General features: G+C 40.9%; 22 protein-coding genes and 3 pseudogenes. 15 read left to right on the top strand and 10 right to left on the bottom strand.

Annotated elements, in window-relative coordinates:
- Positions 1–23: 23 nt before the first annotated feature.
- The 4 genes from NST97_RS06485 (at position 24) to NST97_RS06470 (ending at position 5,296) form a co-directional block, all read left to right on the top strand.
- Positions 24–1,505, top strand: a complete 1,482-nt coding sequence (locus NST97_RS06485; protein ID WP_341343050.1) for a glutamate synthase subunit beta — start codon at positions 24–26, stop codon at positions 1,503–1,505.
- A 269-nt stretch (positions 1,506–1,774) separates the two neighbouring features.
- Positions 1,775–2,995, top strand: a complete 1,221-nt coding sequence (locus NST97_RS06480; protein WP_144596814.1) for a DNA polymerase IV — start codon at positions 1,775–1,777, stop codon at positions 2,993–2,995.
- Positions 2,996–3,105: 110 nt separating this feature from the next.
- Positions 3,106–4,518 carry an NADP-dependent phosphogluconate dehydrogenase gene (gene gndA, locus NST97_RS06475; protein WP_063388147.1) on the top strand — a complete coding sequence of 471 codons (1,413 nt, stop codon included), beginning with the start codon at positions 3,106–3,108 and terminating at the stop codon, positions 4,516–4,518.
- A gap of 226 nt (positions 4,519–4,744) precedes the next feature.
- Positions 4,745–5,296: a hypothetical protein gene (locus tag NST97_RS06470; RefSeq protein WP_094246183.1), complete on the top strand. Its 552-nt coding sequence runs from the start codon at positions 4,745–4,747 to the stop codon at positions 5,294–5,296.
- Between the two features lie 194 nt (positions 5,297–5,490).
- Here the strand turns inward: NST97_RS06470 and NST97_RS06465 are convergent.
- The 5 genes and pseudogenes from NST97_RS06465 to NST97_RS19220 form a co-directional block, all read right to left on the bottom strand.
- A pseudogene (locus NST97_RS06465) lies at positions 5,491–6,387 on the bottom strand (IS4 family transposase); the annotation flags it as partial.
- A 52-nt stretch (positions 6,388–6,439) separates the two neighbouring features.
- Positions 6,440–8,017 carry an IS66 family transposase gene (gene tnpC / locus NST97_RS06460; RefSeq protein ID WP_445684581.1) on the bottom strand — a complete coding sequence of 526 codons (1,578 nt, stop codon included), beginning with the start codon at positions 8,015–8,017 and terminating at the stop codon, positions 6,440–6,442.
- A 64-nt stretch (positions 8,018–8,081) separates the two neighbouring features.
- Positions 8,082–8,438, bottom strand: coding sequence for an IS66 family insertion sequence element accessory protein TnpB (gene tnpB, locus NST97_RS06455; protein ID WP_048622526.1), 357 nt, complete (start codon positions 8,436–8,438; stop codon positions 8,082–8,084).
- Positions 8,432–8,758, bottom strand: coding sequence for an IS66 family insertion sequence element accessory protein TnpA (gene tnpA, locus NST97_RS06450; RefSeq protein ID WP_327848417.1), 327 nt, complete (start codon positions 8,756–8,758; stop codon positions 8,432–8,434). The genes tnpB and tnpA overlap by 7 nt, the downstream gene beginning before the upstream one ends.
- A gap of 438 nt (positions 8,759–9,196) precedes the next feature.
- Positions 9,197–9,265: a LuxR C-terminal-related transcriptional regulator gene (locus NST97_RS19220; RefSeq protein ID WP_412674568.1), complete on the bottom strand. Its 69-nt coding sequence runs from the start codon at positions 9,263–9,265 to the stop codon at positions 9,197–9,199.
- Positions 9,266–9,663: 398 nt separating this feature from the next.
- Between NST97_RS19220 and NST97_RS06445 the strand changes: the two genes are divergently transcribed.
- Complete coding sequence (locus NST97_RS06445; RefSeq protein ID WP_066247639.1) at positions 9,664–9,936, top strand: acylphosphatase; 273 nt, start codon at positions 9,664–9,666, stop codon at positions 9,934–9,936.
- 85 nt (positions 9,937–10,021) lie between these two features.
- Here NST97_RS06445 and zwf read toward each other — a convergent pair whose 3' ends face one another.
- Complete coding sequence (gene zwf, locus NST97_RS06440) at positions 10,022–11,497, bottom strand: glucose-6-phosphate dehydrogenase (protein ID WP_341343048.1); 1,476 nt, start codon at positions 11,495–11,497, stop codon at positions 10,022–10,024.
- Between the two features lie 175 nt (positions 11,498–11,672).
- On the opposite strand from zwf, the gene rnz reads away from it, so the two are divergent.
- Positions 11,673–12,602 (top strand): ribonuclease Z, encoded by a 930-nt coding sequence (gene rnz, locus NST97_RS06435; protein ID WP_094246177.1) that lies wholly within the window; start codon positions 11,673–11,675, stop codon positions 12,600–12,602.
- A 263-nt stretch (positions 12,603–12,865) separates the two neighbouring features.
- Here the strand turns inward: rnz and namA are convergent, their stop codons facing one another.
- Together namA and proC are read right to left on the bottom strand one after the other, a co-directional pair.
- Positions 12,866–13,891, bottom strand: coding sequence for an NADPH dehydrogenase NamA (namA, locus tag NST97_RS06430; protein WP_341343047.1), 1,026 nt, complete (start codon positions 13,889–13,891; stop codon positions 12,866–12,868).
- A 128-nt stretch (positions 13,892–14,019) separates the two neighbouring features.
- The gene (gene proC / locus NST97_RS06425) at positions 14,020–14,856 is read right to left on the bottom strand and encodes a pyrroline-5-carboxylate reductase (protein WP_063388161.1); all 837 of its coding nucleotides are present in this window, start codon (positions 14,854–14,856) and stop codon (positions 14,020–14,022) included.
- A 321-nt stretch (positions 14,857–15,177) separates the two neighbouring features.
- On the opposite strand from proC, the gene NST97_RS06420 reads away from it, so the two are divergent.
- The 5 genes and pseudogenes from NST97_RS06420 to NST97_RS06400 form a co-directional block, all read left to right on the top strand.
- Positions 15,178–16,146, top strand: a complete 969-nt coding sequence (locus NST97_RS06420; RefSeq protein WP_066247647.1) for an MBL fold metallo-hydrolase — start codon at positions 15,178–15,180, stop codon at positions 16,144–16,146.
- On the top strand, positions 16,147–16,941 hold the full coding sequence (locus tag NST97_RS06415) for an SDR family NAD(P)-dependent oxidoreductase (protein ID WP_066247648.1): 795 nt from the start codon (positions 16,147–16,149) through the stop codon (positions 16,939–16,941). It abuts the gene before it with no gap.
- Positions 16,942–17,282: 341 nt separating this feature from the next.
- Entirely contained in the window at positions 17,283–18,539 is a 1,257-nt protein-coding gene (locus NST97_RS06410) for a Y-family DNA polymerase (protein ID WP_341343046.1), read from the top strand.
- Positions 18,540–18,577: 38 nt separating this feature from the next.
- Positions 18,578–18,907, top strand: coding sequence for a YolD-like family protein (locus tag NST97_RS06405; protein ID WP_063388351.1), 330 nt, complete (start codon positions 18,578–18,580; stop codon positions 18,905–18,907).
- A gap of 518 nt (positions 18,908–19,425) precedes the next feature.
- A pseudogene (locus tag NST97_RS06400) lies at positions 19,426–19,593 on the top strand (hypothetical protein); the annotation flags it as partial.
- A 145-nt stretch (positions 19,594–19,738) separates the two neighbouring features.
- Here NST97_RS06400 and NST97_RS06395 read toward each other — a convergent pair.
- Both NST97_RS06395 and NST97_RS06390 read right to left on the bottom strand, forming a co-directional pair.
- Positions 19,739–20,110 (bottom strand): iron chaperone, encoded by a 372-nt coding sequence (locus NST97_RS06395; protein WP_340733981.1) that lies wholly within the window; start codon positions 20,108–20,110, stop codon positions 19,739–19,741.
- 218 nt (positions 20,111–20,328) lie between these two features.
- Entirely contained in the window at positions 20,329–21,702 is a 1,374-nt protein-coding gene (locus tag NST97_RS06390; protein ID WP_044899598.1) for an IS1380-like element ISGsp2 family transposase, read from the bottom strand.
- Positions 21,703–22,191: 489 nt separating this feature from the next.
- Here NST97_RS06390 and NST97_RS06385 point away from each other — a divergent pair, with 489 nt between their 5' ends.
- From NST97_RS06385 to NST97_RS06370, 4 genes and pseudogenes are all read left to right on the top strand, one after another.
- Positions 22,192–22,974, top strand: a complete 783-nt coding sequence (locus NST97_RS06385) for a class I SAM-dependent methyltransferase (RefSeq protein ID WP_327855879.1) — start codon at positions 22,192–22,194, stop codon at positions 22,972–22,974.
- A gap of 210 nt (positions 22,975–23,184) precedes the next feature.
- Positions 23,185–23,507 (top strand): annotated as a pseudogene (locus NST97_RS06380) (iron-sulfur cluster biosynthesis family protein).
- 10 nt (positions 23,508–23,517) lie between these two features.
- The gene (locus tag NST97_RS06375; RefSeq protein WP_063388346.1) at positions 23,518–23,760 is read left to right on the top strand and encodes a DUF2552 family protein; all 243 of its coding nucleotides are present in this window, start codon (positions 23,518–23,520) and stop codon (positions 23,758–23,760) included.
- A 36-nt stretch (positions 23,761–23,796) separates the two neighbouring features.
- Complete coding sequence (locus NST97_RS06370; protein WP_130157802.1) at positions 23,797–24,006, top strand: DUF3886 domain-containing protein; 210 nt, start codon at positions 23,797–23,799, stop codon at positions 24,004–24,006.
- Positions 24,007–24,203: the final 197 nt, after the last annotated feature.

Raw genomic sequence — 24,203 nt, 5'->3', positions numbered from 1 at the left:
GGATGAAAAGGAGGGGGAGACTCGTGGGAAAAGCAACAGGTTTTATGGAGTATGTACGAGAAGAAGAGAAAAAACGTGATCCGCTTTCCCGCCTTGATGATTGGAAGGAATATTCATTCCCGTTTTCAAATGAAACACTTGCCAGACAAGGTGCCCGCTGCATGGACTGCGGGACTCCTTTCTGTCATATGGGAATGGAGATCAACGGCTTAACATCAGGTTGTCCGATTCATAATTTAATCCCTGAATGGAATGATCTTGTTTATAGAGGTAAATGGAAGGAAGCGCTGGACCGTCTTTTAAAAACAAATAATTTTCCTGAATTTACCGGAAGGGTTTGCCCTGCACCGTGTGAAGGATCTTGTACGGTTGCGATTTCAGATCCTGCTGTTGCCATTAAAGGCATCGAGCGCGCAATAATCGATAAGGGCTTTGACGAAGGATGGGTTCAGCCGAGAATTCCTGAAAAGCGCACAGGTAAAAAAGTCGCTATTGTTGGGTCAGGTCCTGCCGGTCTGGCATGTGCGGATCAATTGAACCAAGCGGGACATTCCGTTACGGTTTATGAGCGGGCTGATCGAATCGGCGGGTTATTAATGTACGGTATTCCGAATATGAAGCTTGAGAAGGAAATTGTTGAAAGAAGAGTGCGTCTTTTAGAAGAAGAAGGAATTACGTTTATAACTAATACGGAAGTAGGCAAAGACATCACCGCTGATGAGCTTCGCTCCCAATATGATGCTGTTGTTTTATGCACAGGAGCGCAAAAGCAGCGTGATCTTGTGATTGAAGGAAGAGAATTAAACGGCGTGCACTTTGCGATGGATTATTTAACAGAAACGACGAAAAGCCTGCTCAATTCTAATTTTGCAGACAAAAAGTTTATTGATGCAAAAGATAAGCATGTCATCGTCATTGGCGGCGGTGATACAGGTGCTGACTGTGTAGCGACAGCATTGCGGCAAAAGTGTAAAAGCGTTGTGCAATTTGGTAAACATCCAGCCTTGCCGAAGGAGCGGGCGGAAGGCAATCCATGGCCTCAAGCTCCGCTGGTCTTTACGTTAGATTATGCATATGAGGAAGCCAAAAGCAAATTCGGACAGGATCCTCGTCAATTTTGCATCCAAACAAAGAAAATTGTCGGCGATGAAAATGGCAATGTAAAAGAATTGCATACGATTCAAATGGAAAAATCATTTGATGAAAACGGCAATGCGGTGTTTAAAGAAATACCCGGCACAGAAAAAGTATGGCCGTGCGATTTAGTCTTTATCGCAATCGGCTTTGAAGGGCCGGAACAGCCTGTTCTGAAGCAATTTGGCGTTGAAACGGTAAACCGGAAAGTGAACGCTCCGTACGGCAAATTTACAACAAATGTAGAAGGCGTATTTGCCGCAGGTGACGCAAGAAGAGGACAGAGCTTGATTGTCTGGGCGATTCATGAGGGAAGAGGTGCCGCAAAGGAAGTGGATCGCTTCTTAATGGGAGCGACGAATTTACCTTAAAATTATATTTTGAAATCCCGGGGCTGTCTAGAAAGTCCAATCGCCATTGAAAATAAAAAATCATAAACACCGATATATCAACGTTTCTAAAACATTAATGGGGGTGTCAATAAGCCGTAAAAACGACTTATTAGACACCCCCTTTCCTTTATTTTTAAAGCATTTGCATAGCAGGCAGCAAGAAATGCCAGCTTCATTCAGCTCTGTCCGCCCATTCAAAAGAACAAGGGAGCCTCTTTTATTTATGTATGGTACAATGATATTGGGTGATGTGTATGAGCCGCGTTATTTTGCATATTGATATGAATAGTTTTTACGCATCTGTTGAGGCTGCCTTTGATCCGTCGTTAAAAGGGCTGCCGCTTGCGATAGCCGGCAACCCGGAGGAGAGGAAAGGAATTGTTGTGACTTGCAGCTATGAAGCTAGAGCGTTTGGGGTAAAGACGACCATGCCAGTATGGGAGGCAAAGAAGCTTTGCCCGAATTTAATTGTCAAAAAGCCCCGTTTTGATCGTTATCGAAAAGCATCGAAAGCAATGTTTGCGATTTTATGTTCATACACACCGATTGTAGAGCCGGTTTCTATAGACGAAGGATATATGGATGTCACAGACGTCGCAAGACATCCGCTCGATCTGGCAAAAGAAATTCAACAGCGGCTTCTTGATGAGTTGGAGCTGCCGTCCAGCATCGGAATTGCCCCGAATAAATTTTTGGCTAAAACAGCTTCTGATATGAAAAAGCCTTTAGGCATAACGGTTTTAAGGAAGAGGGATATTAAAGAGAAATTGTGGCCTCTTGATGTAGAAGAGATGCATGGCGTAGGGGCGAAAACAGCTGAAAAATTAAAGAAGATCGGAATTCGGACAATCGGTGACCTTGCAAGAGGAAACGACGTTCAACTAGAAAAAATAATTGGTATTAATGGATTAAGGTTAAAAGAAAAAGCAAACGGCATTGACCATCGCCCGGTTGATCCATCGTCCGTTTATGATTTTAAAAGCGTCGGAAATCAGATGACGCTGCCCGAAGATGAAACAAATGAAGAAGAGTTAAAGAATGCCCTAAAAAGTTTGGCGAAATCGGTAAGTCTCCGATTGAAGAAAAAAGAGGCGGTAGCGACAAAAGTTGCAGTGATGCTTCGCTATAAAGACCGGACGACTGTAACAAAAAGTATGAAATTAGAAAACCCAACCGATGATGAAAGAACAATTTTCCAGCATGCTTTGATTGTTTTTCAAAAGCTGTGGAAAAACGAGCCTGTGCGCCTGCTCGGCATAACAGGGCAGGATGTGATGCACAAAAAAAATGCTTTTAAACAGCTTGATCTATTTACTTTTGAAGAAGAAGCGAAAAATGAACCGCTCCATCAGGCGATAGAAAAATTGTCTGAAAAATATGGAGAAGGAATTATCAAAAAAGGACTGAGCATGCATAAAGAGATTGATTCTTTCGGCTCGAGCTTCGGGAAAGATTTTTTCTTTAAATAAGTTTTTTAAGCCTGTACTTTGTATATGGCTTTGACTTGAAAACAATCTATTAATTATGGTATTTTCAGTTCTGTAGAATAGTTATTCGAAATAGAAAGGGACGTATTCATATGTCAAAACAGCAAATAGGTGTTATCGGATTAGCAGTAATGGGAAAAAATTTAGCATTGAATATTGAAAGCAGAGGCTACAGCGTTTCTGTCTACAACCGTTCTTCAGAAAAAACAGACGAAATGCTAAAAGAAGCAGCAGGAAAAAAAATCGTCGGAACGTATAGTATAGAGGAATTTGTCAATTCTCTTGAAAAGCCTCGAAAAATTTTACTGATGGTTAAAGCGGGTGCTGCGACTGATGCAACTATTGAACAGCTTCTTCCATATCTCGATGAAGGAGATATTTTAATTGACGGCGGAAATACATATTATAAAGATACTCAACGCCGCAGCAAACAGCTCGCTGAACGCGGCATCCATTTTATTGGCACAGGGGTTTCCGGCGGGGAAGAAGGAGCTTTAAAAGGCCCTTCCATCATGCCGGGAGGACAAAAAGAGGCTCATGAGCTTGTGCGTCCAATTTTTGAAGCGATCGCCGCTAAGGTAAATGGTGAGCCGTGCACCACCTACATTGGTCCAGATGGAGCAGGACATTACGTAAAAATGGTGCATAACGGCATTGAATACGGAGATATGCAATTAATTTCCGAAGCTTACTTCATTTTAAAACATGTTCTAGGGTTAAATGCTCAAGAGCTTCATGAAGTGTTTGCTGAATGGAATAAAGGAGAGCTCGACAGCTATTTAATTGAAATTACAGCAGATATTTTCACAAAAATCGATGAAGAAACAGGAAAACCGCTTGTCGATGTCATTCTTGACACCGCCGGGCAAAAAGGAACAGGAAAATGGACAAGCCAAGACGCGCTCGATTTAGGAATCCCTCTTCCGATCATTACTGAATCGGTATTTGCCCGTTTTATTTCCGCCATGAAGGAAGAGCGTGTTAAAGCAAGCAAACTGTTGAGCGGACCGAATGTACGGCCTTATGAAGGAAGCAAGGAAGAACTCATTGAAGCCGTTCGCAAAGCGCTGTACATGAGCAAAATTTGTTCTTATGCTCAAGGGTTTGCGCAAATGAAAGCAGCAAGCGAAGAGTATAATTGGAATTTAAAATACGGCGATATTGCCATGATCTTCCGCGGCGGCTGCATCATCCGCGCAGCGTTTTTGCAAAAAATCAAAGACGCTTATGATCGCGACCCTGATCTTCCAAACCTACTGTTGGACCCTTATTTTAAAGAAATTGTTGAAAGCTATCAGGGAGCTTTACGACAAGTTATTGCGATTGCCATCGAAAGAGGAATTCCAGTGCCGTGCTTCTCTGCCGCTCTTGCTTATTATGACAGCTACCGCACTGAAACATTGCCGGCAAACTTAATTCAAGCACAGCGCGATTATTTCGGCGCTCATACGTATCAGCGCGTTGACAAAGAAGGCATCTTCCATACAGATTGGCTGAATAAATAACGATAAAAAGCATCGGTTTTAACCGATGCTTTTTCATTTCGCCATGATTCCTTTCTCGTGAGCACCGTTCTGCTATTTTTCATTTTGAAAAAGGAAAATACAAAATTTTTCTTGATAAAAATTTCAACATAAATTACTATAAATTCAAATAAAGGTTATATATTCCATTAAGATATAAAACTAGACTTATAATTCATTTGCTAAAAAGCGAGATGAGTGATAAAAAATGATCCAATGGATAAAGGATAATAAATTTTCCAGCTATGTATTGTTTTTTATTGCTTTTACATTGTCGTTCATTTCGATCATTCTGTCCATCTATATATCGATGGGCTCAGAGGCGGAAAATATTCCAATCATGCTGAAAAAAGAAGGGGCGCCGGCTTATGCAATTTTCGGAATTGTCCTCGTGTTTATTATATTATCAGTCATAATGCAATTATTTGTAGGAGCTTCCATTACTCATTTTTTCGTAAAATTTCTATTTAGAATTCCTTTACAATTTTCTTTATTTTATAGAGTTTATCTTATTTTCACTTCTTTTTTAGCGCTATCGATTATTTGGCAATTGTTTATGTTCCGAGATACTTCGAATATTTTTTTCATTGTAGCCAATCCGTTTTTACTCTCAGGTCTTTTTGCTCTTTTTATTCTATTGAAAAGAATGGCGAATTTAAGCTGGAAAAAGCCGCTCCTTTTCACCATTTTTTCTTTATTCGTCTATTTGGCTTTTACATTTTTAGGAGGTTACGTATTTGATGAAGAATACATTATGTGACGTGATCTTTTCTAATATGGCATCAGGATGAAGTTATGCAGTTTATTATAAAGGGTGCACTAAAAGCGGCTTTTAAAATTTAGTACTCTTAAAATATCACATGATTCATCCTTATTCACGAGAAAACCGATCTAAACTTGTGTAAGCGAGTATGATAAGACATGTATTTAAAATTATGCTATTTATTAACGAACTCAACTTTCGCACACAGAAATATTTAAGCATTGCTTGATATAATTAGGTATAGTGGCCAACCATTTATTCATTTGATTTTTAAAGATGTCCATGTTCAAAGAAACCTCGGCTTCCGCCAAAGTTTGGAAAAGGTCAATAAGTGATTGAAGGGCAGTAATAAAATCTATGTCTTTTACATCTTCGCAAAGGATGTAAAAAAGGTTGCCAATCGTCTTAGGATCCTCCTCTTTTCGCATTTGCCAAGCAATGAGAATATATCGTGTAAAAACAATGGTTGTATGGCTAATTAACATGTCGTAGGAACGTCCCTGGAATTCTTTCTCTAAATTTAAAAGGGATTTATTGCATTTGAAGAAGACTTCAATGTCCCAACGCATGCCGTAAATACGAATGATCTCTTCATTTTCTAATGTTGTATCTGTGCTGAGAATGGCAAGCCATTCGCTCCGTTTATTACGGTTTCGTACAAATAGAATTTTTACTGGAATTCCATTGTCTAAAGTAGCATAAACGGATCCGCAAATGTCTTTTTTACCCATGTGAGGTTTTGCCAATTTGTAAAGTTGATTCAGTGTGAAACGTTCACCATTGTAAACGTATCGCTGCTTTAATTGCTTCACCAAGCCAATGACAAATAACCCTTTGTTCGTAATCTTCTCAATTAAAGGCGCTTGTGTAAACCAGGAATCCATGAGAACATAGTCAGCTATAATCCCTTTTTCAAGCGCATGATCAAGTAAAGCTGAAGCCACGTCCGGTTTTGATTTCAGAGCTTCCTGGCGACGCTTATAGCCAGATGTTCGTTTATCAATATTGGTATTGATTTCTTGCAGGCGATTTTCCTTTTTCGGTGAACTTAGAAGAGCAAAATCAACGGGAATAAAAGTAAAACTATCGTAAGCGTAAAGTAATCCCCACCTGTATTCAGATGGGGATTTCATGTATGCTTTATTTAGATTTTTTAGGAACACGGCATTCCTGCGGAAGCGTCGGTGACCATGGCAGGAATTCAGCTAATTTTGTTTTATCTGTCGTATCTATATTGGGAAGCTCTTGAAACAGATAGCTAAGGTAGTTGAATGGATCCAACTCGTTTTCCTTGGCTGTCTCCACAACACTATAGATGATCGCACTAGACCTTGCTCCTTTTGATGTATTACTGAAGAGCCAGTTTTTGCGACCGATCACAAAAGGTTTAATTGACCGTTCCCCGCGATTATTATCGATCTCCAAACGGCCGTCCTCTAAAAATGCCTCCAACCGCTCCCATTGGTTACGACAATACTTGATCGCTTTGCCAAGTGCGCTTTTTGGCAGTACGCGCGGCATTTGCTCTTTAAGCCATGACAAAAAAGCCTCAAGCACGGGTTTGCTGTGCTCCAGCCGTGCTTGATAGCGCTCCTCTGGACTTGCATCTTTAAGCTTGCGCTCAATTTCAAAAAGTTTATTGCAATAGGCCAGACCTTCCTTTGCTTTGACGGTGGAAGTGCTCGCCGATTCAGGCAGTGCCTGCAGGGCTTCTGTGAATTTGCGGCGGGCATGGGCCCAGCACCCGACCAATTTCACATCGGGGAGGACGTTATAACCCGCATACCCGTCCACATGCAAATATCCCCGGAAGCCGTCCAAAAAACGGCGTGGGTGCTTGCCTGCACGGGTTTGCTGGTAATCGTATAAGACGATTGGTGTATCCCCGCGACCGGTACGATAAAGCCATATGTAGGAAGTCGATGTCGCTGGCCGGTCCGGTTCAGACAGGACCTGCAAGGTTGTCTCATCCGCATGCAGACGATCCTTCTGTAGGAGGTGCTCATGCATCTCATCGTAAATGAGACTAAGCCAAGTTTGAGCCCCATAAATTGTCCAATTGGCCAGCGTTTGCCGAGGTATGGACACGCCAAAGCGTTCCAGTTGTTTCTCCTGGCGATACAGGGGCATACCTTCTATGTATTTTTGTGTCATGGTATAAGCCATTGACGACGGAGACGCTAGGCTTCCAGGGAAAACAGGTTCCGGCATCTTCGCTGTCACAATAGGTGTGTTCAGTTCATGACGCTCACAGTGACGGCAGCTATATACATGACGCACATGTTCGACTACTTTCACTTGGGCAGGAATGACTTTCAATTCCTTGCGTACTTCTGTGCTCATTTCATGCATGGCACCGCCACAGCACGAACAGACCTGTTCCTCATCAGACAAACGGTATTCGATCGTCTCTGTAGGCAGGTTTTCAAGCATGTGTTTGCGTTGGCCGTGTTGTTTCTTGCGTCTATATGTCATCGTCTCAACGGTAGGCTCTTCCATAGCTGGATCAGCCGTGGACTCGGCTTCGTTGAAAAGGGAGAGCTGGTCCGGATGGGTCTTCTCGCTGGAAGCTCCGAATCGGCGTTGCTGGCTGAGGCGGAATTGTTCCTCATACCATTTTAATTTCGCTTCCAACTCTTCCTTTTCCATTTGGAGCTTTTCGTTGAGCGCTTTGTAATATTCAATTGTGCCTTTTGAAGTCTGCGCTGATTTTTCCATATGTCCAGTATACGGAAAAGAATCCAACTTGCCTAGTATCGAATTCTTTTTTTATTTATTTGTTTTATAGAAGGATGCGTGCCTTCACTTCCTGATGCGCTTGTTTTTGTTCGATTGGCAAGCCGTCCAGCAGCCAGCGCAGCTGGCGTGAACTGATAGACATGGGCGCTGTATCATTCTCCGACGGCCAGTGGAACGTTCCTTTTTCCAGACGGCGATAATGAAGCCAGAAGCCGTTATGTTCCCATTGAAGGATCTTTAACTTGTCCCGTTTCCGGTTACAAAACACGAATAAGCACGGAGAGAAGGGATCGAGTTCAAAGCATTCCTGTACAATAGCGGCCAGTCCGTCAATCGATTTGCGAAGATCCGTACTGCCACGCGCCAGATAGACACGTTCAAACGGGGAATTCATCAACATTGGTGTTGCAGCACCCGAATCACATCGGTTAATAGATCCAGATTGGCACCGGGCCGTACTTCAACGGAGATCGCATCAACGTGTAAAAAGATCGGACCTTGACCTGAAGAGGGCAAGGATTCTTCTACCTGAACAGCCAGCCACTGCGTCTGGACAGGCGTTTCAGTGCAACTGCCACCGCGGGAGAACTGCCTCACCCAATAGTACATTTGGTGAGTTTTGATTCCTTGATCCCGGCACCACTCCGCTATACTCTGTCCACTCTCTTTCCAGGCATCATATCGTGCTTTCCATTCTATTCTTTTTTCTTTTAGGGTCATGGCAAAACCTCCCGAATCATTCTAAGAAGATTATCACACGGATGACCTATGATCGGAATGTGGGTTTTATTTGACGCTTACAAACTATCGGTCCAGCCAAGTTTAATTTCTTTTGGTAATTGCGCAAAGTAGTCTTTATTCGTTATCATAGTGGTGACACCTTTCTTTTGGATTTGGTTTCGTCACCAATATTTTACCAAAAGAATAGGTGTCTTTCTTTATGTTTTAAAAAATGTCAAATGATAATTTTGTACTTCCCAAAACCATTTACATCAAGCATTTAAACAAGATTTTGGACTGCGAAAGCTGAGTTAAATATAAAATCACATAAATAAAAAAAGCCTATAGGTAACTCCAGAAACAATTAAGAAGTTCGATAACTAAACTTACCTCTTAAATAAGCCTAATTTTTTTTTGCTGCTTTTTTCTTCCATTTTTTTAAATGTTGTTGACATGGTTTTTGACCGTTCGGATGGAAATGAACATTTCATCTGCAATTTCACGTATTATCTATGAACTCTAATATTTTTCATTCGGTTGGCGTTAGTTGTGATTGGATTTTTTCCATCTTATATTGATTTTCTATCTTTTTAACTTGCAAAATTCTTTGGTCAAGTCCAAATTATTGTGTAAATTCCCCCCTATGAACTTTACTTTCTATAATTTGGATGGGGATGTTTAATAAGTCGTTTTTCGGCTTATAGACGCTCTTTTAATGTTTTAGAAATGTTGATAGATTGATATTTTTCAATGAGGATTTGACTTTTTAGACAGCCTCTATTGGATATATTTTTTAACTATCACTTTTTTGATTAATTCTTTCACAAACCGTTTCGTTTATATCTAAATTCGGTAAAAAATAAATTAAGATAGAAATGAAGAATATTTATGAAAGGAGTGAAAAAATGAAGCAATACCATATCATTGTTTCAGGACGTGTGCAAGGAGTGGGGTTTCGATATTTTACGCAATCAAAAGCGGTCGAGCACCAAATTTCCGGTTGGGTTCGAAACAGGATGGACGGAACGGTTGAAATCGTTGCAGAAGGAGAGGAGCAAAATTTACAGAACTTTCTTGCCTCTATTCAAAAAGGTAGTCCTTTTTCAAAAGTTGAAAATATACAATTAACGGAACATGATGAAGTGGAAGGCTTTCAAAAGTTTGATATTCGTTATTAATCATTAAAGCATCAATATGATAAAACACCCCTATTTGTACAAGGGGTGTTTTAATAAGGCAACACTTTTAAATTGAAAAATGTCATTAGATCGGCCACCAATGGAAGCCGTCTTTGGCAAGAAGTTCATCCGCTTCTTTAGGACCCATCGAGCCTGCCTCATAGTTAGGGAAGGCCGCTTTTTTACGGGACCATGCATTTGAAATCGGATCAACATATGTCCATGATAAGGCGACTTCATCCCAGTGGGTAAAATTCGTGGCATCGCCTTGCATGCAATCATATAGCAATCTTTCATATGCCTCCGGAGTGTTCATGCCGTCGATGCCGTTATTGTTGTAAGAAAGCTTAATTGGTGTAGCCTCTGAGCTTACTCCCGCTTTTTTGGCATTGAGATGAAGCGTAATCCCTTCATCAGGCTGGATATGGATGACAAGCAAGTTTGGAACGCGGTCGCTTTCCTTTTTAAAGTAAAGGTTCATTGGAATGTCTTTAAATTCGACAACAATTTTTGTTGATTTTTCTTTCATCCGCTTTCCTGTGCGAATGTAAAAAGGAACGCCTGCCCAACGGTAATTGTCAATCAAAATCTTTCCGGCCACAAACGTTTCTGTATTGGAATCGGGATCTACATTTGTTTCTTCTCGGTAGCCGATAACCTCTTTTCCATTAATTATTCCCTTTGTATATTGGCCTCTTACAAAATAGCTGTCGACTTCATTTTCCTGAATTGGCCGTAAAGCACGAAGCACTTTAATTTTTTCGGAACGAATTTCGTCAGTCGTTAATTTAATTGGCGGTTCCATCGCAAGCAGGGCCACCATCTGCAGCATATGGTTTTGCACCATATCTCTGAGCGCACCGGATGTTTCATAATAGTTGCCCCGGTCTTCCACGCCGAGTGATTCGCTTGAAGTAATTTGAATATTGGAAATAAAACGGTTATTCCATAAATGTTCAAAAAGCGCATTGGCAAATCGAATGACTTCAATATTTTGCACCATTTCTTTTCCTAAATAGTGGTCGATTCGGTAAATTTGCTCTTCATCGAATGCGGCGCGGATTTCATCGTTTAATTTTTGGGCGGAAGCTAGGTCATGGCCGAACGGCTTTTCAATGACAAGTCTTGTCCATCCGTTTGTATCTTTTAAACCGTGCTCTTTTAAATTGTTAGCGATGATTCCGAAAAATTCAGGCGCCATCGCCAAGTAAAAGACTCGGTTCCCTTCCGTTTGATATTTTTCATCCAAGTCGGAAAGTAAGCTTTTTAAGCTGTGATACGAAGACTGGTTCGATACATCAAACGGATGATAATAAAAATGCGAAGTAAAGGATGTTAGATCGCTGTTGACGGAAACTGCATTTTCAACGGAATCTTTAACATTTTCCCTGAACGTTTCGTTCGTCCATGGTCTTCTTGCTACGCCAACGACCGCGAATTCTTCGCTGATCTTACCGCTTTGATATAAACGGTAAATGGATGGGAATAATTTCCGTTTTGCTAAATCTCCTGTTGCTCCGAATATAATGATGATTGCTTTTGGTAACTGGATTGTATTCACTGAACGTACCTCACTTTATCGTTTTGCTATAAATTTTGCTAAAAATGTACCCGTTCAAATATTTAATTTTAAAGGTAAACGTACTGTAACGCAAATAATATTTGCTGATTTTTCTGCTAAATATTGAATGAATGTATTATAATAACAGATAAAAAGACATTTGGAGGAGCGAACGTTGAATCTTTATTTTTTAGGAACAGGTGCTGGTCTGCCGGCCAAACATCGAAATGTGTCTTCCATTGCGCTTGAATTGCTTGAAGAACGCGGTTCTATTTGGCTGTTTGATTGCGGCGAGGCGACACAGCACCGGATTTTATATACGAACATCAAACCGGCAAAAATTGAAAAAATTTTTATTACGCATTTGCATGGTGATCATATATACGGACTTCCCGGTTTGTTAGGAACAAGATCCTTTCATGGCGCCGAGAGCCCGCTCGTAATTTACGGTCCTCCCGGCATTAAAGAATTTGTGGAACAAACTTTGAAGTTAAGCTTTACTCATCTTAAATATCCGCTTATTACAAAAGAAATATTTGACGATGAAACCGTTTTTGAGGATGATCAATTCATCGTTAAGGTAAAGAAATTGGAGCACGGCATCCCTTCATTCGGTTATCGGATTATAGAGAAGGATCTGCCCGGAACACTTTTAGCGGATCGATTAAAAGAAATTGGAGTAAAACCAGGACCTATATACAAAAAATTAAAAAATGGCGAAACAGTCCAACTTGCTGATGGAAGAGTTTTGAATGGAAAAGATTTTTTAGGTCCTGTCAAAAAAGGACGGATTGTTTCGATTTTGGGTGATACAAGATATTGCAAGCAAAGCGTCGAATTATCAAAGGATGCGGATGTTTTAGTGCATGAGGCGACATTTGCAAAGGATGAAGAGCTTTTGGCCTACAATTATTTTCATTCGACAACAGTTCAAGCAGCGCAAATTGCTTTAGAGGCAAACGCAAAAACGTTATGGCTGACGCATATTAGCTCGCGATATCAAGGCGAAAAGGATTGTCAAATGCTTCTGGCTGAAGCAAGGGCTGTATTTCCTGAAGCAAGCCTTGCCCATGATTTTTTATGTGTCCCAATTCCTAAAAAGTAGAAAATGGTATGGGGATGCCAAAAATGAAACTTTCGCCGCCTTTTTTACATAGAATAAAAGAATCGTCTACAGGTATATTTAGTCCTATAATCGGGCAAAAAAATCGTCGACATGATTCTTGCAGAATCTCTGAACTTTCAAAATTTTTTCGGTTGCGGCAATGAAAGAATTATATGTTGATTCAACACTCACTGTATGCTTTGGAAAATGCAATATGCAAACAAAAGCTGCCTCAAAAGGCTTTTTTGAGACAGCTTCTTCTTTTATACGCGCCATCCGCGTTCATATTGTGTCGGCGATTCAATTTTTGCGTTTAGTTCATTAGCTGCATGGTAAGGCCAATATGGATTTCTCAATAATTCGCGGGCGACAAAAATAAGATCCGCCCGGTTGTTTTTTAAAATCTCTTCCGCCTGCAAAGGTGAAGTAATTAAGCCGACTGCCCCTGTTTTGATGTTTGCTTCCTGTCTGATTTTTTCGCTAAATGGCACTTGGTACCCGGGATAAACATCTATATTTGCCGGGACAAGCCCTCCTGAGCTGACATCAATCAAATCGACACCATCCTCTTTCAGCCATTTAGCAATTTGTACGTAATCATTTATCGTCGATCCGCCTTCAACATAGTCACTGGCGGAAACACGGACAAACAACGGGCCTTCCCACACTTTCCTTACGGCTTGGATAACCTCTTTTAAAAACAGGTAGCGGTTCTCTAAGCTTCCGCCATACTCATCATTTCGTTTGTTTGATAGCGGAGATAAAAATTCGTTAATGAGATAACCGTGGGCAGCATGGATTTCGATGATATCAAAGCCTGCGTCCTTAGCTCGTTTTGCTCCTAATTGAAATTTTTCAACCGTTTCTTTTATTTGTTCTTTTGTCAGTTCTTTCGGTGTACGGCTGTTTTGATCAAAAGGAATTGAAGATGGGGCGAATATGTCTCCGCTCACATTTGACTTTCTTCCTGCATGAGCAAGCTGGATGCCTGTTTTCGCTCCGTATGATTTGATTTGCTGCACAAGTTCAGCCAATTTTATAATATGGTCATCTTCCCATATACCGAGGTCCAATTCAGAAATTCTGCCTTCCGGCGTAACAGCTGTTGCTTCAAGAATGATGAGGCCCACCTGTCCTACCGCTCTTGAAATGTAATGTGTGAAATGAAAATCTTCAAGAAATCCTTTTTTATTTGCGGCGGAGTACATGCACATCGGCGACATGACAATTCGATTTTTCAATGTGACATCTTTAATCGTAAATGGAGAAAATAATAAACGGTCTTTCATCTTTTATTCGCCTCCCTAAATATTTCCTTTAAAATTTTAGCAATTATGATTATTTTTGTCATATGATCTGCTTGGTAAATATAAAAAGGGGTTCAGTATTGCTCGCTGAACCCGAGTCCGATTTCAAATTATTGTTCGTTCACCAGTTTTTCCTCCAAAGCGCTGTTTAATTCTTTTGACCGTTCGACTGCCCGTTTCACACAGCTTATAATAGCTTCATCTACGTGATGATTGTTTAGGACGCTTAAGCCGGCTTCAGTTGTGCCGCCTGGGCTCATTATTTCTTTTCTTAGAGTAGACGGCTCTTTGTCAGACGTTTTTAACATTAATGCTGCCCCATAAAGTGTTTGAACAATGAGGGAGCGCGCCATGGACTTTTCTAAACCGATTTCTTCTGCTGCTTTTTCCATTGCTTCTACTATGTAATAAATATAGGCTGGTCCGCTTCCTGCCAGTCCTGTGACGGCATCGAGCTTGTCTTCTTCAACAATTTCGACTGTTCCGATCAATTGAAACAGTTCAACAGCTGCTGACAGGTCACCATCCGTTGCATATTGTCCTTGTGCCAAGGCGGTTGCTGATTGTCTGATGGTAGCGGACGTATTCGGCATTGCTCGAATGACGGGAATACGTTTGTTGAATAATGTTTCAATTGCTTTCGTTGAAACGCCTGCAAGCATGGAAATAACAAGATGGTTTTCTGTTGCGTATTCGCGGACTGTTTTTACTGCCTCGTCAACGTCCTTCGGCTTCATCGCGAAAAAAATCGTTTTTGTGTTGTCAAACAGATGCTTTTTATCTTTTGTCATCGTGACGCCGTATGTTTTTTGCAGCTCCTCGAGCCGCTTTTCATTGGAACGGTTTGTCACAACGATCTCTTCTCTCCGGCACTTGTTCCCGTTGATCAATCCGGATATAATAGCTTCCGCCATAGATCCTGCTCCGATAAATCCAAACTTGTACATAAAAAGAGACTCCTTCCTGATCGTTTTATATGTTTTGAACTTCTTCCCTATAAACTTAGTTTAAAAGAGAAGAGATTCAGTGGGAAAGGTAGCGAGAAAACGTTTTACTATTCATCTGTTAAGCAACAGAAGCGCATGCTTTGGATGGGCTTGTATGATGAAATGTTTCCCTGCCTTAAATTCTAAAAGCGTTGTAGAATTAATTTTTTATCAGTTCCAACTGCTTGTCAAGTATACTTATGAATTATTCGAATAAAATGACAAATTGATTTATCATGTGTAAAATAAGTTATATTAAAAAATTAAAGGCGGTTTGCAAAAATGTTCAGCAAAGATGCAATTTATAAAATAACGATCCCTATACCTTATCCGATTAAAGATGTGAACGTGTATGTTGTAAAAGGGGACGCATTGACATTAGTGGATGCAGGGATGAAAACGGAGGAAGCGTGGAGAGTTTTTGAACGTAAGCTGAAGGAAATAGGGCTTGTGCCTGAGGATATTGAGCAAGTCATTCTTACCCACCATCATCCTGACCATATCGGTTTGCTCGATTTTTTAGATGGCGATCTTCGTGTTTTGGGCCATCGTTTGCTTGCTCCTTGGCTTTCTCATGATGTGCGTTTTTTTGATCGGCAAAAGGAATTTTTTTTAGAATTATTGAAGCAGTTTGCCGTCCCAGAGTCGTTTGCGTCACACTTAGATCATCTTGATCTTTCCTTATATCCACGCAATCATCCGCTGACCTCCTCCATTCAAGAAGGAGATGAAATAGACGGGATGCCTGGGTTTACGGTCATTGAGACTCCTGGACATGCCCAAAGCCATATCGTTTTGTACAATGAGAAAGACTGCCGAATGATCGGCGGCGATCATTTGCTGAAAACCATTTCCTCCAATCCTGTTCTTGAAATGCCGTATGAAGGAAAAGAGCGTCCAAAACCTCAGCTGCAATATAATGAATCTTTGAAAAAGCTTTTGCATATTCCGATTTCTGTTGTCTTTCCGGGTCATAAAGATGAATTTTTCGATCCTCATCTGTTGATTCGGAACCGTTTAGACAAACAGCATGAACGCGCGCTCACCGTATTAAAGCATTTAGAAAAACAGGAAATGACGGTGTTTGCTCTTTGCAAGCTTCTTTTTCCGTCTGCTTATCAACAAGAGCTTTTATTTGCTATATCAGAAACTGTTGCTCAGCTTGATTATTTAGAACAATATGGAAAAATTAACAAAAGAATAGAAAATGGAGTTTTACTTTTTTCCGTGCAACGAAGAGGTGACAAATAAATGAATTCGCGGCTTAAAGATCGATTGGTAGTTATTACGGGGGCATCGAGCGGGATCGGGGAAAAAATCGCAAGGATCGTTGCAGAAAGCGGTGGACACTTAGTTTTGCTGGCTAGGAGGAAGGATCGTCTCAAGAAACTTTCGGATGAGCTACAAGCCTCTCACTCTATTTCTTGTACATATTACGAACTGGATGTCAGTGACCTTGACGCAGTTTCCGAAGTATTTACGGACATCACAGAGAATTTTGACCGAGTGGATGTTTTAGTCAATAATGCTGGTTTTGGTATTTTTCGAAATGCAGAGGAAGCAACATTTGAAGAGATGCAGCAAATGTTTAAAGTAAACGTGTTCGGATTAATTGCTGCGACAAAGCTGGTTCTTCCGAAGATGCTGGCCCAACGGGAAGGGCATATTATTAATGTCGCTTCTCAGGCTGGCAAAATAGCTACTCCGAAATCAAGCCTCTATTCTGCTACAAAACATGCTGTTTTAGGCTTTACGAACAGCTTGCGGATGGAAGTGGCGGACCGCGGGATTTTTGTAACATCTGTCAATCCGGGTCCAATTGAAACGGATTTTTTCAATCTTGCCGATACGTCAGGGGATTATGTGAAAAATGTCCAACGCTGGATGCTTAATCCGGAAGCTGTTGCACAAAAAATCGTGAGCGTGATGCTGACAAATAAACGGGAAATTAATATGCCTGTTTGGATGGAGCTTGGCGGGCTTGTTTATCGTCTCATGCCCTCCCTATTTGAAAAAGTTGCCGGAAATTTGTTTCGGCAAAAATGACCGGGAGCATGATGCAGGAAATGAACAGAAAGCTGAAGGCGGACTTTTCGCTAAAATCTCCGCTCTCACTTCTGAAAAGGCGCGTCAAGCGTCTTTTTATTTTGACAAAAAATTCAGCTCGTTCACCGATTTGTCTCCAACTTAAATCTTCTAAAAAACGCGGCTGTATTTTGAATAAGCTGTTTCCAAGCTTAATATCTGTTTTTCGATGCCGTACTTCGTTGTTATGCTCCTTTTGTACCGCGAAAAATGGCGCAAATTCCCATTGAAACCGAACGTATATTCCTATACAATGAAAATAAAATAAAACCGAACATACATTCTCATAAGGGGATGATGGAATGAATTATGAATCGTTTACAAACCGGCATATATTATGCATCGATATGAAAAGCTTTTATGCGAGCTGTGCGGCGGTCATGCTTGGGCTTGATCCTTTAACATCCCACATTGCTATCGTTGGGGACAAAGATCGGGCAGGAAGCATTGTATTGGCCGCTTCACCAAAACTGAAGGAAGATTTCGGAATTCAAACCGGATCCCGCTTATTTCAAATTCCAAACGACCCCCGCATCCGCCTCATCACTCCGAAAATGGCGACGTATTTACGGATTTCTGCTGAAATTACTCGGCTGCTGAACCGCTATGTTCCGAAAGAAAACATCCATGTTTACAGCGTAGATGAATGTTTTATTACTGCAGATGGAACAGAAAGACTTTGGGGGGATGCGCATAGTCTGGCCGAAAAAATTGTGGAAGATTTACGAAATGAATTTTCTCTCCCATGTGCGGTCGGGATCGGTCCAAACATATTGATGGCGAAGCTTTGTCTAGATTTGGAGGCGAAAAAGAAAGGTATAGCGGAATGGACGTATGATGATGTCAAAACGAAGCTGTGGAGCATCAAGCCGTTGCGTAAGATGTGGGGGATTGGGGCAAGACTTGAAAAAACGTTAAATCGAATGGGAATTTTTACAGTCGGTCAGCTCGCAAATTATCCGTTAGAGCTCCTTGAAAAGAAGTTCGGCGTCATGGGGAATCAGCTTTATTACCACGCATGGGGAATAGATCTTTCCGACATAGGCTCTCCGATTATGCTGGGGCAAATCAGTTTTGGAAAAAATCAAATATTGCTTCGCGACTATCCGGACCCCGAAGAGGTAAAATGCGTCATCTTAGAAATGTGCGAGGAAGTGGCAAAAAGAGCGAGGGAACACCGGATGGCGGGGAGAACAATCAGCCTTGGAATCGGCTACAGCCAAAAGGAAGGCGGAGGAGGATTTTACCGTTCCAAAACGATGGATGTCTCAACAAATATTACGATGGATCTTTATCGAGCCTGCCTTTCGCTGTTTGATCGTTTTTATGAGGGGAAGACGGTCAGAAAAATTTCCATCTCTCTTTCCAACGTGGAAAAAGACAGCGGCATGCAGCTTGATTTGTTTAGGCCGAACCGCATAAAAGAGCATCGTTTAGGATATGTAATGGATGCGATTCGGAACAAGCACGGCTCCAATGCACTGCTGCGCGCTGTTTCGTATACGAAGGCAGGAACGAGTCTTCACCGCAACAAGCTGATCGGCGGGCATTATGCGTAACGAAAATGAAGAAAAGAAAGCAAAGGATGGGATAAACAATGATTCAGGATCGTGGAAGCATAAAATGGACAGCCATGATGCTGCCCGAGCATGTGAAATTGCTAAGGGAATACAATGAAAGTTTAGATAAAGTCGAAAAACCGGTTTTAGATGAACAAAAATATGAAGAATTTAATGAAGTTATCTGTGAGGCTATGGAAGAGAACATTACTCTACAATTCACCTATTATCAAAAAGGTGAAATAAAGAAGCTTGTCGGCAATATTCATTATATCGATCAGCTAAAAAGAGAATTACGAATTGTTGATTACTTGACTAAAAAACATGTTTTAAAATTAGGAGATATTATTGAAATTGAGCAATACTAAGAAAACAGCATTAGAAATACAAACTTAATAGGGGTAGCGTAAGGTCAGGAAAATGCAGATTTACAACGCTTAGAAAATGACGATAATTAAAAGCCCAATTTCTAAAAATTTGAGAAATTGGGCTTTTTGTGTGTGCGCCCGGCATGGGTGTAATCTATAGGGTGAAAGTCCCGAGCTGCGAAGGCAGAAGTAGCAGTTAGCTTAACGCAAGGGTGTCCGTGGTGACGCGGAATCTGAAGGAAGCGAGCGGCAAACTTTAAGGTCTCTCGGAACACGAACTTCATATGAGGCTAGGTATCACTGGGTGAGTTTGCACAACAAAACAAAGCCCTTTCTGCCGAAGGTGATACAGAGTAAATGAAGCAGATGGATGGAAGGAAAGATTACACTCTTACCCGGGGAGGTCTGGCTGGCACGCCAAGTAACCTTGGTAACCTATCTATTGATAGATAGCTGAATAGTCAGAAGTCAGCAGAAGTCATAGTACTCTTTCAAGCTCGAGATGGAAGAGGAAGGACTATATGATAGATGCATTAAAAGCTGTGGAAGGATCAGAAATTCGCATCAGCTTTACAGGGGCGATGAGGCCGTTTTTAATTCGTGTTCCCGAAGATGAAACAGTTTTGCAGCTGATTCTTCCTGTCCGAACATATTTCTTAGCTCCTGTAATAATTTACACTTATTAAAAAAGGACGCACCCCAAACTTTTACATTAGCTGTGTCAGGGCGTCCACAACAAGAGTGTTGGGGCATGAAAAAGTGTTTTTGTAGCTATCAACTTCTTAAAGCCTCTCAGAAGCCCTCACAGGCTTTTCTAAGGGCTATCCTATTCTATTTCCGCCAAAAAGTTGAACAGTCTGCTTTATCCTGAATATTAAATTCAATCATTTTCTCAAGCAATTCGTAATTTACCGGCTCATTCCACGGAATTCGAAACAAGCCTTTGGTAGCGCTGTAGCCAGCTTGGGCGATTTCATCGGCAAAATGCATCATTGTCTTTTCTTCGGGTGAAACGCTCAAATGATGCTTAGCTGTGGAAAAGCCGATAATAAATGTGCCGTGATCGGTAAACATTGGCGTATTCCACTTGATTTGCGGTTCTAAATTTGGAAATTTATTAGCAACCCACGCCAAAATTTCCTCTGTTCGGTCGCGGTGGTCGGGGTTATCAATACCTGCTAAATATTTTGCAAAAACTTCCATGTTATTTCCTCCCTGAATCCGTGATGAATTGAAATCGACTTTGATTTTGTTGTAATTTTGATGGATTGATAATCCATAAAACCCCTTTTATGCTTATGACCTATGTCATCTCTATTTCCGAAAATGGAACAAATCTCTTTTTTAGGTATACGAACCAAAAAAATAGACAAAAAAGCACAGGGAGTGACGTTGGACATCAGTGCCCGAACATTCGTTCGTTATCTTGCCTCTCTCCATTTCTGATAGACGTTCAGTAGGGGCTCGCTATAGCCACTCCTTCGCGTCAGTTTCATCCAGATCTGTCGTGATCGACGGACGAGTCGCCCTGCCATCGTGATCACCGTCTGAATAATCGTCTTGATGCGGCGGCGTTTCACTTTGTGGTGCAACGGATGTCTCGGATCGCTTAATAGATCTTGTCCAATCAGACGAAGAAGATTGTAAACGAAGGCTCCCATGACCAACACGAGCGCATTCGTTTTCATCTTCCCAGATGGAAGCCGCTCTAAATCTAAGTCGCTCTTCAGTTCGCTATGAAACTGTTCGCATGTCGCATGGTCATGATACAACGCGAGCACATCGCTCATTCGAACATGCTCGTATCCTTTGAGCCGCACCCAATAGCTTTCCACTTCATAATCAGGAACGAGCATCAGCTGTCCATTGCGTTCCATCGTCCGTTCCGTCACTTGGGTGACTTGAACGTACGTATACGTGTTTCCATCGATCGCTGCCTTCTGTGGAAGGCATAGCTCATAGGTTTGTACTCCTTCGCTTTGTCCATCATCGACACGTTTGCCCTTTTGCGAAGCGATCTGGAACCAAAGCGCTTTCGATTCTCGGCGTAAGTTTCGCTTGATGACAAAGTCCACGTCTTCCTTTAGGCATACGTGCACATTCGCTTCTGCATCGTTTCCTGCATCCATGCGAACAAGCAGACGAGATGAAGTCAGTTGACGAGCTCGACGGATAGCGGTGACTAAAAACGAGGGCATGTTGTCTTGCACATGTTGTTTCCCTGGACGCAACTCGGCATGAACGAGATACCCTTCCTTCCCTGCATACGCAAACAACGGTGTAAAACCGTCAAATCCTTTATACGTTCGACTGACTCCTTCTTTTTTCGTATCGGAGTTGTCAAATGGGGAACCATCTATATCAAGGGGAAGCCATGTCGTCTTTCCTTTGGTCCAACAAGGGGACAAAGTGGCATGTCGTTGAATCAACAGACGTATGGACTCCTCCCAAAGAATCGTTTCGGTCATCGGAAGACAAGCGAGCTGATCGAGTCGTTGTCGCAAGGTTGGAGAGGAAGGCACGTGCTGAATCCCCATCGATGCCGAAAAGATATCGTCCTGACGATACGCTTCGATATGATCGAAATCCGTTTTTCCTGTGGCAAGCAAGCCAATCATCGAGCGAATGACATCGCTATGGGAAATGTGCACTTCTCGACGAACCGTTGGAAGCCGAAGTGCGTTTACCCGTTTATCCAGTTTCGTTCGATGGAGTAAGTAGCCAACGAGAGCAAGCCCAGCACTTGGGGTAATCGCTTCATCTGTCAATACAAACCGAATCGGGAAATCTTTCATCACATCACCTACTTGATGAAGAATCGTCAACGTCGTTTTCCCTTATCGTATCAACGGTTTGCGACCATTGTAAAGATGTTTTGTCACGGATTCAGGTCCTCCTAAAATAAAAATCGTTTAGAGAAGTTCCTCAAACCCATTCGTCGTTAAAACTCCTCACAGAACCGCTCAGACAAGTTCTTAAACAACACCTATTTCCACTATATATTTTACAACCTGAATAGTCAAAATGGCTTAAAATGCAAATTAGTTTGAAATTTTCCATCCGAATGTAGAGTTAAAAAAGGTTCGATCATTTAAAGCAAATTATAATAAAGATTGATAAAACCATGATATTGTGAAACAATTTACTTAAACGAAAGGAAAGGGTACAGCACCAAATTAAATGAATATTAGTTTAATTTATGCTGTATCTTTTCGCTAGTCAACTACACGAGCCGTAGCAATTCAATGACCGAATTGCTACGGTAGTCAGTTTATGATTTAAGGATGGCTGATAACTTGAAAACAAATGCTAGGTATCAAACTTGGATTCGAATGAATAAACTACTAATTTTTTTGCTTTTTTCACTTTTATTCATTTTGTTGACATTCTTACCTATTAATTTATATCTGCGAGTTTTGTCAGGTATTATAGCGTTACCATTAATTTATATTACATTTATCCTTTCTTATTCTTATTACCAATTCGCAGCATTTGGGGGAAATTATCAGTCAAAAATACATGACTTAATTGTTGCCAAGGTGAATTGGGATGGGCAAGGAAAAATACTGGATATAGGAACAGGCAGCGGTTCACTGATTATTAAACTTGCAAAGGCTTTTCCTGAGTCCCTATTAACTGGAATTGATTATTGGGGCGACGATTGGGAATATTCGAAAGATCAATGCCAACGAAACGCTGAAATTGAAGGGGTTTCTGATCGAATAAATTTTCTGAAAGCAAGTGCCACAAAACTGCCTTTTAAAAATGATGAATTCGATATAATTGTAAGTTGTCTAACATTTCATGAAGTTAAAGATGAAAGAAATAAAACAGAAGTAATGAAAGAGGCATTAAGAGTGTTAAAACCTGGTGGTGGATTTGTCTTTTTAGATTTGTTTATGGATGAAAAAATATTTGGGGATGAAAAAGAGCTCTTAAATTCCTTAAAGAAACATGGTGTATCTGAATTGAAAAGCTACAAACTCGCTAAAGTAATGAAACTGCCAAAGCTTTTATTGAACAAAAAAGTATTAGGGAATGCAATGATATTGATTGGAAGAAAATAAGCGTGTCATCATTTGCTTGTGAAAATAACACTGATTTCTCACAAATAAAAAACAACAGCTTTATTCAACTAACCCGGCTAATAGTTTGTCAATATTTCTCTATAAATGTTTAAAAAACGTTAATCGGTTATGTTCATTCTGCTTCAATAAGCGGAGAGAGCTAAAATATGATAGAATGGAGGCAAAATTAAAAAAGGATGATTTTAGCCTATGAACATTTCGTTTACAAACGCAGCGAAAGCAAAGCTTAAAGAGATATTGGAAATGAACGAAAACCGCTATATAAAGCTGAAATATGATACAGATGGCTGCGGCTGTGTCATGAGCGGTGTTACTGTTCTTTGGCTTGTGAAAGATCTTGATGAGGATGATATGAAAATTGATACAAATTTTGTCCCGGTGTACGTGGAGCGATCAAAGCTTGTTTTTTAGATGATGAATTGCAAATCGATTATCACGGGCAAAAACAAATATTCATGCTCAAAAGTCCAATGCAAATTTACAATCCAAGAATGAGCTGCATTGTGAAATGAGGGAACAAAATTGAAGGAACGTCTAGCTTCTTTAAAGAACATTGCTTTAAATAAAACATGGGTGTCCTTTCTCCATGATAATCATCCGTACACCCTTCTGCATTGGTCTGTAGGAGGAATGGGATATGAAAAAAAGGATGTGTGGCTGATTCAAGATGAAATGACGTTTGAAGCGGAAGAGTTTGCCACGATCGATGAAGCAATTGCATGGATGGAAAAAAACATGCAGAATATTCACGATGTATTAGGATAAAAAAGAGCATGCATTGGTCAAAGGAAGGGAAAAAACATGAAAGATGCATGGAATCTCAAAGATCAGATCGGCGAAGAAAAAGCGAAAAAGCTTATAGATATGAAAAAACAAATTGAAGAAGAAAAGGAGAAATTAAAAAAACTGGAATTGGAGCGTAAAAGAAAAGAGGAACAAAAGCGGGAAAAACAGAAAAGCTTTGCTGAATTGCTCGCAGAAAGCGACTTGAAATGGGAAGATTTTAAATAAAAAGCTGGAAAGGAGGCTGTCCAAAAAGTCAGGGTTCACTGACTTTTTGGAGCCCCTTCATTTTAGGGACTTATCGGATAGACCATTTTTCCTGTCTTATTATATCCTCCAGAAGTCTTATGAACTTTCTTTCTTCATTACGTTCTTCAAAAGTTGTATGACGGACATTCAGCATATACAACTGCTTCTTGTTGGAC

Origin of the sequence: Aeribacillus sp. FSL K6-1305 (genome assembly GCF_038050115.1) — a bacterium.
GTDB classification, from domain to species: domain Bacteria; phylum Bacillota; class Bacilli; order Bacillales; family Aeribacillaceae; genus Aeribacillus; species Aeribacillus composti.
The sequence above is the reverse complement of the archived record's forward strand: the minus strand, read 5'-3'. Positions and strand labels throughout refer to the sequence as shown.

Excerpts from the sequence above, each read along its gene's own strand:
- NST97_RS06480 (WP_144596814.1), top strand. The coding sequence starts at position 1,775 with ATGTGTATGAGCCGCGTTATTTTGCATATTGATATGAATAGTTTTTAC.
- gndA (WP_063388147.1), top strand. The coding sequence starts at position 3,106 with ATGTCAAAACAGCAAATAGGTGTTATCGGATTAGCAGTAATGGGAAAA.
- NST97_RS06470 (WP_094246183.1), top strand. The coding sequence starts at position 4,745 with ATGATCCAATGGATAAAGGATAATAAATTTTCCAGCTATGTATTGTTT.
- tnpC (WP_445684581.1), bottom strand. The coding sequence starts at position 8,017 with ATGGAAAAATCAGCGCAGACTTCAAAAGGCACAATTGAATATTACAAA.
- tnpB (WP_048622526.1), bottom strand. The coding sequence starts at position 8,438 with ATGTTGATGAATTCCCCGTTTGAACGTGTCTATCTGGCGCGTGGCAGT.
- tnpA (WP_327848417.1), bottom strand. The coding sequence starts at position 8,758 with ATGACCCTAAAAGAAAAAAGAATAGAATGGAAAGCACGATATGATGCC.
- NST97_RS06445 (WP_066247639.1), top strand. The coding sequence starts at position 9,664 with ATGAAGCAATACCATATCATTGTTTCAGGACGTGTGCAAGGAGTGGGG.
- namA (WP_341343047.1), bottom strand. The coding sequence starts at position 13,891 with ATGAAAGACCGTTTATTATTTTCTCCATTTACGATTAAAGATGTCACA.
- proC (WP_063388161.1), bottom strand. The coding sequence starts at position 14,856 with ATGTACAAGTTTGGATTTATCGGAGCAGGATCTATGGCGGAAGCTATT.
- NST97_RS06420 (WP_066247647.1), top strand. The coding sequence starts at position 15,178 with ATGTTCAGCAAAGATGCAATTTATAAAATAACGATCCCTATACCTTAT.
- NST97_RS06415 (WP_066247648.1), top strand. The coding sequence starts at position 16,147 with ATGAATTCGCGGCTTAAAGATCGATTGGTAGTTATTACGGGGGCATCG.
- NST97_RS06410 (WP_341343046.1), top strand. The coding sequence starts at position 17,283 with ATGAATTATGAATCGTTTACAAACCGGCATATATTATGCATCGATATG.
- NST97_RS06405 (WP_063388351.1), top strand. The coding sequence starts at position 18,578 with ATGATTCAGGATCGTGGAAGCATAAAATGGACAGCCATGATGCTGCCC.
- NST97_RS06395 (WP_340733981.1), bottom strand. The coding sequence starts at position 20,110 with ATGGAAGTTTTTGCAAAATATTTAGCAGGTATTGATAACCCCGACCAC.
- NST97_RS06390 (WP_044899598.1), bottom strand. The coding sequence starts at position 21,702 with ATGAAAGATTTCCCGATTCGGTTTGTATTGACAGATGAAGCGATTACC.
- NST97_RS06385 (WP_327855879.1), top strand. The coding sequence starts at position 22,192 with ATGGCTGATAACTTGAAAACAAATGCTAGGTATCAAACTTGGATTCGA.
- NST97_RS06370 (WP_130157802.1), top strand. The coding sequence starts at position 23,797 with ATGAAAGATGCATGGAATCTCAAAGATCAGATCGGCGAAGAAAAAGCG.